The sequence below is a fragment of the Neisseria wadsworthii 9715 genome (genome assembly GCF_000227765.1).
GTDB classification, from domain to species: domain Bacteria; phylum Pseudomonadota; class Gammaproteobacteria; order Burkholderiales; family Neisseriaceae; genus Neisseria; species Neisseria wadsworthii.
Map to the genome: position 1 here is coordinate 915,863 of NZ_JH165159.1, position 8,416 is coordinate 924,278.

Here is an 8,416-nt window from a genome sequence, read left to right on the forward strand (position 1 = left end):
GGAGTAGAAGAATGAAACATTGGAAAATCGGTCTTTTGGCGCTTTGTGTATCCGGCGCGCTGCATGCCGCGCCTCTGCCTGTGGTATCAAGCTTCAGTATCTTGGGCGATGTAACCAAACAAATCGGCGGTGAGCGTGTGGCGGTGCAGAATCTGGTTGGCGCAGATCAAGATGCGCATGCTTATCATCTGACGAGTGCGGACATTAAAAAAATCAGCGCGGCCAAGCTGGTGCTGGTAAATGGTTTGGGTTTAGAGAAAGCCGAGCTGACCCGAGCTGTGAAACAAAGCAAAGTAGCCTATGCGGAAGCGGCTGCCGGTATTAACGCTTTAAAAATACCGGAGGGCGGCCACCACCATCATCACGGAGAAGAAGGCGGCCACCATCATCATGATCATGATCATGATCATGGCGAATATGACCCTCATGTATGGACCGATCCTGTATTGATGCAGAAATATGCAGCCAATGTGGCGGACGCCTTGATTAAAGCCGACCCGGCCGGCAAAACTTATTATCAGCAGCGCCTGAGCTCTTATCAGGGAGAGTTGAAAAAGCTGGATGCTTACGCAACACAAAAATTCAACGCCGTGCCTAAAGCGCAGCGCAAAGTATTGACCGGGCATGATGCTTTTGCCTATATGGGCAAACGCTACGGCATTATATTTATTGCCCCACAAGGCGTGAGCAGCGAGGCGCAACCTTCGGCAAAACAAGTGGCAGCAATTATCCGTCAAGTGAAGCGCGAGGGCATTAAAGCCGTGTTTACCGAAAACATTAAAGATACCCGCATGATAGATCGTATTGCGAAAGAAACCGGTGCGAAAATCGGCGGTAAGCTTTATTCCGATGCTTTGAGTAATGGTGCTCCGGCCAATACTTATATCAATATGTACCGGCATAATGTAGATACCTTGAGTGGTGCAATGAAATAAATTTTTGTGCAGCATAAAATGGCCGGTATCAAGCCATATTGAGCAATGCCTGTCTGAAATTCAGACAGGCATTGGTTATCTAATATGAAAAACGATAAAAAATAATGTATTATTTCTTGACTTTAAGCATAAAAAAGCGTTTAATAGCAACTATTGAATTTACACGCCGATTTGACACAGCTTGCGGGCGTTTAAAACAGCTAAAGCGTACAGAGTTTTTCATTTAAGCTGTTATATTTTGGCCCGTTTGTGTGCAGACACAATCGGGCTTTATTCTGTTTCAGAATAACGTGAAGCAAACAAAGAAACAGAAGTAGGAATACACATATTTATGATTATCTTAGATAAAGTAAGTAAGCGTTACCGCAGCAGCGATACCGGAGGCTGGTTTACCGCGGTTGAGCCGACCAGCTTGGAAATCAAGCAAGGGGAAATTTTTGGCCTGATGGGTTATTCAGGCGCGGGTAAGTCCACATTGCTCCGTCTTATCAATCTTTTAGAGCGGCCTGATGACGGCCGCGTGGTTGTAGAAGGGCAGGATTTAACCGAGCTTTCACCTGCCGCTTTACGAAAAGCACGTCAAAACATTGGCATGGTATTTCAACAGTTTAATTTGTTGAGCAACCGAACCGTTGCCGAAAACGTGGCATTCCCGCTGGAAATTGCCGGTTGGGATAAAGCCAAAATCCAAGCCAGAGTGGCTGAGTGTTTGGAAATCGTGCATTTGAGCGATAGGGCGCAACACTATCCAGCCCAGTTGTCCGGCGGGCAAAAACAGCGTGTCGGCATTGCACGCGCTTTGGCGCCCAGCCCGAAAGTGATTTTGGCCGACGAGCCCACTTCTGCATTAGATCCTTTCACCACGCGGAATGTACTGGCGTGTTTGGAAGAGATTAATAAAAAATTTAATGTTACAATTGTTATTGTTACGCATGAGATGAGCGTTATCCGCCGTTTATGCGATCGTACCGCACTCTTGCATCATGGCAAGCTGCTGGAAGTGGTGGATGTGAACAATAACCAAATCCACGCCCGATCAGAAATCGGCCGCGAATTGATTCGGGAGGATTGAGTATGTCTGATCTAACTTTAGCCCAAGCAGTGGATAATCTGTGGGGCATGAAATCCGAGATATTGAAAGCCACTTGGGAAACCTGCATCATGATGGGCATTTCCGTTCCGGTTTCCGTGTTTTTCGGCACGCTGCTCGGCATCGGCATGTTTGCTACCGGTAACCACATGCTTTTTTATAACCGCACGGCCAATAAAGTTTTGGATAATGTTATCAACCTGATTCGTGCGTTTCCTTTTGTGATTTTGATGGTGGCAATGGGGCCGTTGACCTTGTTGGTAATTGGCAAAAGCATAGGCCCGTATGCGGCTTCTTTGATTTTATCCGTGTCCGGCATGTTTTATTTCGCCCGCCTGGTGGAGCAAAACCTGCGTGAAGTGCCGCGCGGCATTATAGAAGCGGCGACCAGTATGGGTGCGTCACCGACCGCCATTATTTTCAAAGTGTTGCTTTCCGAAGCACGTTCGGGCATGGTGTTGAGCATTACGGTGTTGAGTATCGGCATTTTGTCGTATAGCGCGGCAGCGGGCATGATCGGCGGCGGCGGCTTGGGCGATTTGGCAGTGCGCTACGGCTACCACCGTTTCCAAACCGATATGATGGTATTTATCGTAGCCGTATTGGTGTTGGCTGTGATTGTGATACAAAGTTTGGGCAATTTGATTGCCCGCAAATTAGATAAGCGCTGAGAAATTGAATGCCTGTCTGAAAATTTTCAGACAGGCATTCTAGAAAATATTGGTAGGCCATGACTTGGCAATCGATACTGATATGAAACACCCCCTATTTAACACACTTACATTTTAAGGAGCTTGATATGCAACCTAACACATTGTTGTTCAAAACCCTGTCAGCCGGTGTTATCGCCATTGCGCTGTCGGCTTGCGGCGGTCAAAAAGATAATGCCGCTCCTGCCGCATCAGGTGCTTCTGCTGCGCAGGCAGGCGCTGAAAAAAGCAAAATCGTATTCGGCACAACTGCCGGTGATTTCGGCGATATGGTGCGCGAGCAAGTGAAACCTGCTTTGGAAAAACAAGGTTATCAAGTTGAATTGGTTGAGTTTACCGATTATGTACGTCCCAATCAGGCATTGGCGCAAGGTGAGCTGGATATTAACGTGTTCCAGCACAAACCTTATCTTGACGATTTCAAAAAAGAACACAAATTGGATTTGGTAGAAATTTTCCAAGTGCCGACCGCACCTTTGGGCTTGTATCCAGGCAAATTGAAATCGTTGGATGAAGTAAAAGAGGGCAGCAGTGTTTCTGCGCCGAACGATCCTTCAAACTTTGCCCGTGTTTTGGTAATGCTGAATGAATTGGGTTGGATCAAGCTGAAAGACAACGTTGATCCGCTGACAGCATCTAAAAAAGACATTGCCGCGAACCCGAAAAATCTGCAAATCGTGGAATTGGAAGCCGCACAGCTGCCGCGTAGTCGTCAAGATGTTGACTTTGCGGTAATTAACGGCAACTATGCAACCAGCTCGGGCATTAAGCTGACTGAGGCATTGTTTCAAGAGCCGAGCTATGCTTATGTAAACTGGTCTGCCGTGAAAACTGCTGATAAAGACAGCAAATGGCTGAAAGACGTGGAAGCCGTTTATAACTCTGAAGAGTTTAAGAAGTACGCGCAAACCCGCTTTGCCGGTTACAAATACCCCGAATCATGGGGCCTGAATGCAGCACAAGGCGCGAAAGCAGAAGCGGCTTCAACCGTTGCTGCATCAGCAACTTCTAAATAAAGCCGATTGGCAAGATATAGTCAATCCAACTTGCATAATAATAACGCCGTCATACTCGGGCTTGGCCCGAGTATCTTGAATTCCGATAACTTTAGGAAGTCGGGTCAAGCCCGAGTATGACGAGTATGCTATTTTTAAGTTGGTTCGTTATATAAAAATGCCTGTCTGAAAATTTTCAGACAGGCATTTTTTGATTATGCGCTTAAACCGCTTCGGCTTCCTCTGCCAAGAAACCGCGCAGTTTCTGCATGGCTTTGGCTTCGATTTGGCGGATACGCTCGGCTGAAACACCGTATTCTGCGGCCAATTCGTGCAGAGTCAGCCCGCCATCGTCTTGCAGCCAGCGGGTTTCTACGATACGGCGGCTGCGGTCGTCGAGTTTGGCCAATGCGTTTTGCAAGCCTTCGGTTTGCAGCGATTCGTTGGCTTTCAATTCGATTTGGCGGGTCGGTTCGCTGTCGTTGTCGGCCAACCAGTCGATGGGGGCGTAGCTGTCTTCATCGTCGCTGTTGTCGGCCAAAATCCCGATGTCGCGTCCGGTCATGCGCTGTTCCATTTCCATAACTTCGGAAAGTTTCACGCCCAAATCGTCTGCGATATCCTGAGCTTCTTTGGGCGAAAGTGCGTTCAGGCTTTTACGCATGCTGCGCAGATTGAAAAACAGTTTGCGCTGAGGTTTGGTGGTGGCTACGCGAACCAAACGCCAGTTGCGCAGAATGAATTCGTGGATTTCTGCTTTAATCCAGTGTACGGCAAATGAAAACAAACGGGCGCCGCGCGAAGGCTCGTAGCGTTTTACCGCTTTCATCAGGCCGATATTGCCTTCCTGAATCAGGTCGGCTTGGTTGAGGCCGTAGCCGTCGTAACCGCGCGCAATCGATACAACTACGCGCAGGTGGGAAAGAATGAGTTTTTTGGCGGCTTCCAAGTCGCCTGCAATTTGGCGTTCCGCTAAATGGGTTTCTTCTTCGGCGGAAAGCATGGGAATATTGTTAACGGTATGAATGTACTGCTCCAAACTGCCGTGACCACTCGGTACGGGTAATGCAAAAGCGTGATTCATCGTCATTGTATGTCGTTTCCTTTTTCTTTCGTTGTTTTTATCGTTTGGCGGAGAAGGGGCATTGTAACATTGTTGATTTTCTCTGTCAGTTCTGCCCCGACACTTGTGTATGCTTATTAGACAGAAGTTTTGTGTTTGGTTCTACACTTAATAGGTAAAATTTTGTATTTTTTAAAATTTGATTGTTTTTGAATATTTGAGTGAGTTTGTCGGGATTGTAGCAATGCCTGTTTGAATGTGTTTCAGACAGGCATTGGGCTTAAAGCTTGCGTTTGCTGCCGAAGCCGAACAAGGCGGCCGCCGCCAAGCCGATCAGGCTGATCAGCGGCCACGAACCGCCGAGCTTCATATAAGGGGTTTCTCCGGTGTAGCCCCGGATTTCTCCTTCCAATATGGTAACGGTATCGGGCGGGGCGGACAGTGTGATGCGGCCTTTGGGATCGACAATGGCGGTGGCGCCGGTGTTGGTGGCGCGTACCATGTAGCGGCCGAGTTCCAGCGAGCGGGCTTGGGATTGTTGGAGGTGTTGGTACATGGCATTGGATTTGCCGTACCAGGCAAGGTTGCTGGCGTTGGCAAGCAGGCTGGCTTGTTTGGCGGGCGCGATGAGTTCGTCGCCGAATCCGTCTTCATAGCAGATATTGAAAGCAACTTTCTGGTTGCCCATAATCAAGGGCTGTTGGTTGCTGCCGCCGCGTTTGAAGTCGGCCAGCGGCATGTTCATCATTTGGTAGAGCGGCTCGGTAATGGCGGGCAGGGGTTTGTATTCGCCGAAAGGGACGAGATGGTTTTTGGCATAATAGGGCAGGTCGTCGGGTTGGGCAGGATTGTAGGCCGACATATTGATGACGGCGTTTTCGTAATTGGTGCCGTTATCGGTAAATTGGGCAATGCCGATGGCTAAGGCGCTGCCGTTGGCTTTGGCTTGTTCGGAAAAATAGCCGAGTATTTCAGGGGGAAGCTGCTGCCGCATCACGGTAAGCGCGGTTTCAGGCAGGATAACAATATCGGCGCGTGTGGCGGAAACCATGTCGAGATACCGCTGTATGGTCGGCAGCACTTGGGCTTCGTCCCATTTCAGGGTTTGTGGGATATTGCCTTGCGGTAGGGCAACGGTGGCTTTGCTGCCGTCCGGCCGGGTAAATTCTACTTGGCGCAACAAACCGCCGGTAAGCAGCAGGGCGGCGAGTGCTGCGGCGCTGACGATGCGTTGCTTGGTTTGCCCGGGGTTGTCGATAACCAGCACAAGCCAAGCGCCGGCAAAAGCGGTGGCGAGTGTAACCAAATGAATGCCGCCAACGGGAGCGAACCCGGCCAACGGGCTGAAGTCGGCAATTTGCGAGTAGCCTAAAGCCCCCCAGCCGAAGCCTGTGAGCAGGCGCTCTCGGGCGAATTCGGCAAGCGTCCAGTAAACGGGTAGGGCGATGCCGGTTTTTAGCGGGCGGCTGAGTCGGGTTTTCTGCCACAGCCACACGGCCAGCATGGGAAACAGGGCCAGATAAGCGGGCAGTAGGAAGGTTAGCGGTATGGCATAAATATTGGGCAGGCCGGAAATATCGTGCAGGGCGGTGTGTATCCAGTAAAACTGGCAGACATAGGCAATCAGCCCGAACAGATAGGCGCTGCGGATTTGGCGTCCGGGCCGCAATTCAAGCAGGCGGATCAGAGCGCCGAAGATGAGCGGCATCAGCCAGAAATGGTAATACGGCGCGAATGTGAAAGGTGTGGCGGCAGCCAGAATAACCAGCAGCGGCCAGTAAACGGCGGGTTTTTGCCAGAGTGTGTCGAAACGGGAAAATGTCATAATTATAGATAGGTGTGAGTAATGCCTGTCTGAAAAAGTGTTCAGACAGGCATTATATAGTGATTCACTACATAGCCTGGCAAGCCGCTGTTTTCTAGACGGATTTAGTGGGCTTCTTTCTTGCCAAAGGCTTTCATCAGTGGCAGCACCACGGCACAAACGATGGCGCCGATAATCACGCCTATTACCAAGCTGGCAAGACCACCCATCAGACCGTCGGCCCAGCCGCGCGCTTCGAGGAAGTGGTGTAGGCTGCCGACATAGTGCACGAAAATACCGCCGCCGACCAAAAACATGGCAATCGTGCCGGCCACGCTCAAAAAGCGCATAAACCAAGGCATAAAGCCGATAATGCCTTTGCCGATGGTGGCGGAAGCGCCGCCTTGCTGCATCATTTTCAAACCCAAATCATCGGCTTTCACAATCGCTGCCACCAAGCCGTAAACAGCGATGGTGATACCGATGCCGATAGCGGAAAGGGAAATGATTTTCACACTGAGCGGCGATTGCGCCATCACACTCAAAGCGATGATGATGATTTCGGCAGAAAGAATGAAATCGGTGCGGATAGCGCCACGGATTTTGTCTTTTTCGCTAATCACTTCATCGGGTTTGACGGTATCGACGGTATGGGTTTCGCCATCTTTGTGCAAAAATTTGTGCAGCAGCTTTTCCACGCCTTCAAAACACAGATAAGCGCCGCCTATCATCAGCAGCGGCACAATCAGCGAGGGCGCGAATACCGAAAGCAGCAACGCAACGGGAATCAGAATAGCTTTGTTGACCAAGGAGCCTTTAGCCACCGCCCACACTATCGGCAATTCACGGTCGGCGTGGACATCGGTTACTTGATTGGCATTCAGCGCCAAATCGTCGCCAACCACGCCGGCGGTTTTTTTGGCTGCCATTTTGGTCATCAGGGAAACGTCGTCGAGGATGGAAGCGATATCGTCGAGTAGGGTAAAGAGGGTGGAAAAAGCCATGTGTGAATAGTCCTTAGTTCTTGGATGGTCCGTTTTTTGGGAATATTATAACGGATAAAGCATGCGTATATTAATACAGTTGTGGTATATTTTCAGACAGGCTTGGTATTAGGTACAGATTGATTGTGTATTGATTCAAAAGCATAAAAAAATTAAGGGAGCATAAAAATGAAACGGAGTATCTTACTGACTTCTGCTTTATTGATGTTATCGGGTTGCACTGGATTGCAATCGTATTCACTGCAGCCGCAGTCATCTTCCCAAGATGTGGCATCGCTGAAGGAAATCTCTGTGCAGCTGGATGGTTATTTTAACAGGGGCTTTCCAGAAGGTGACAAAAGAGCGTCGCTTCCATTGGCAACCGATCAACTACGCCTGCTTGCTAGGGAAGGACATATTAATCAAAATAACCGGGATGAATGGCTAAAGTTGGTCACCAGAGCTTATAGATTGGCAAACCATGTTGCTTTTGATTTAAAGAATCCCAAATATTTTCCTCAAGAAAACCGCATAGGGTGCATGATATATAGTGTGGCAATGAAAGATATGATCAGCTCGGTCGCCCGTTTTGCCGCCGGTCAAAGCTGCGAGATACAAAACGAGTTGGAGGAGATTGATAAGTTTAATGCTTCTGTTGCCGACTATACACAATATATCGGGCAGTTTTATGATTTGAATAAAGCTGAAGACAGAGAGAAAATCATATGGAATGTGAAGTATGATTTATCCCAGTGGCCTGAGGTAAGAGATGCTTTCTTTCATGAACTGGGATTATATGAATCATTTAAAATGAATAATTAATATAAATGAAAATA

At 48.9% G+C, this 8,416-nt stretch carries 8 protein-coding genes; 5 read left to right on the forward strand and 3 right to left on the reverse strand.

Annotated features, from left to right (window positions below; genetic code table 11):
* Positions 1 to 11: 11 nt before the first annotated feature.
* The 4 genes from HMPREF9370_RS04080 to HMPREF9370_RS04095 all read left to right on the forward strand — a co-directional run bounded on the left by HMPREF9370_RS04080 (position 12) and on the right by HMPREF9370_RS04095 (position 3,751).
* Positions 12 to 935, forward strand: a complete 924-nt coding sequence (locus tag HMPREF9370_RS04080) for a metal ABC transporter solute-binding protein, Zn/Mn family (RefSeq protein WP_009116065.1) — start codon at positions 12 to 14, stop codon at positions 933 to 935.
* Positions 936 to 1,266: 331 nt separating this feature from the next.
* Positions 1,267 to 2,007 (forward strand): methionine ABC transporter ATP-binding protein, encoded by a 741-nt coding sequence (locus HMPREF9370_RS04085; protein ID WP_009116066.1) that lies wholly within the window; start codon positions 1,267 to 1,269, stop codon positions 2,005 to 2,007.
* 2 nt (positions 2,008 to 2,009) lie between these two features.
* Positions 2,010 to 2,696: a methionine ABC transporter permease gene (locus HMPREF9370_RS04090; RefSeq protein ID WP_009116067.1), complete on the forward strand. Its 687-nt coding sequence runs from the start codon at positions 2,010 to 2,012 to the stop codon at positions 2,694 to 2,696.
* A gap of 128 nt (positions 2,697 to 2,824) precedes the next feature.
* Entirely contained in the window at positions 2,825 to 3,751 is a 927-nt protein-coding gene (locus HMPREF9370_RS04095) for a MetQ/NlpA family ABC transporter substrate-binding protein (protein ID WP_009116068.1), read from the forward strand.
* A gap of 202 nt (positions 3,752 to 3,953) precedes the next feature.
* On the opposite strand, the gene rpoH is transcribed toward HMPREF9370_RS04095, so the two are convergent.
* The 3 genes from rpoH to HMPREF9370_RS04110 form a co-directional block, all read right to left on the reverse strand.
* On the reverse strand, positions 3,954 to 4,814 hold the full coding sequence (rpoH, locus tag HMPREF9370_RS04100; protein ID WP_040667432.1) for an RNA polymerase sigma factor RpoH: 861 nt from the start codon (positions 4,812 to 4,814) through the stop codon (positions 3,954 to 3,956).
* A 259-nt stretch (positions 4,815 to 5,073) separates the two neighbouring features.
* Positions 5,074 to 6,618: an apolipoprotein N-acyltransferase gene (gene lnt / locus HMPREF9370_RS04105; protein ID WP_009116070.1), complete on the reverse strand. Its 1,545-nt coding sequence runs from the start codon at positions 6,616 to 6,618 to the stop codon at positions 5,074 to 5,076.
* A gap of 104 nt (positions 6,619 to 6,722) precedes the next feature.
* Complete coding sequence (locus HMPREF9370_RS04110; protein WP_009116071.1) at positions 6,723 to 7,601, reverse strand: DUF808 domain-containing protein; 879 nt, start codon at positions 7,599 to 7,601, stop codon at positions 6,723 to 6,725.
* A 168-nt stretch (positions 7,602 to 7,769) separates the two neighbouring features.
* On the opposite strand from HMPREF9370_RS04110, the gene HMPREF9370_RS04115 reads away from it, so the two are divergent.
* The gene (locus HMPREF9370_RS04115; RefSeq protein WP_156792966.1) at positions 7,770 to 8,402 is read left to right on the forward strand and encodes a membrane lipoprotein lipid attachment site-containing protein; all 633 of its coding nucleotides are present in this window, start codon (positions 7,770 to 7,772) and stop codon (positions 8,400 to 8,402) included.
* Positions 8,403 to 8,416 lie beyond the last annotated feature (14 nt).

Coding starts and splice junctions, on each gene's coding strand:
- HMPREF9370_RS04080 (WP_009116065.1), top strand. CDS start 12: ATGAAACATTGGAAAATCGGTCTTTTGGCGCTTTGTGTATCCGGCGCG.
- HMPREF9370_RS04085 (WP_009116066.1), top strand. CDS start 1,267: ATGATTATCTTAGATAAAGTAAGTAAGCGTTACCGCAGCAGCGATACC.
- HMPREF9370_RS04090 (WP_009116067.1), top strand. CDS start 2,010: ATGTCTGATCTAACTTTAGCCCAAGCAGTGGATAATCTGTGGGGCATG.
- HMPREF9370_RS04095 (WP_009116068.1), top strand. CDS start 2,825: ATGCAACCTAACACATTGTTGTTCAAAACCCTGTCAGCCGGTGTTATC.
- rpoH (WP_040667432.1), bottom strand. CDS start 4,814: ATGAATCACGCTTTTGCATTACCCGTACCGAGTGGTCACGGCAGTTTG.
- lnt (WP_009116070.1), bottom strand. CDS start 6,618: ATGACATTTTCCCGTTTCGACACACTCTGGCAAAAACCCGCCGTTTAC.
- HMPREF9370_RS04110 (WP_009116071.1), bottom strand. CDS start 7,601: ATGGCTTTTTCCACCCTCTTTACCCTACTCGACGATATCGCTTCCATC.
- HMPREF9370_RS04115 (WP_156792966.1), top strand. CDS start 7,770: ATGAAACGGAGTATCTTACTGACTTCTGCTTTATTGATGTTATCGGGT.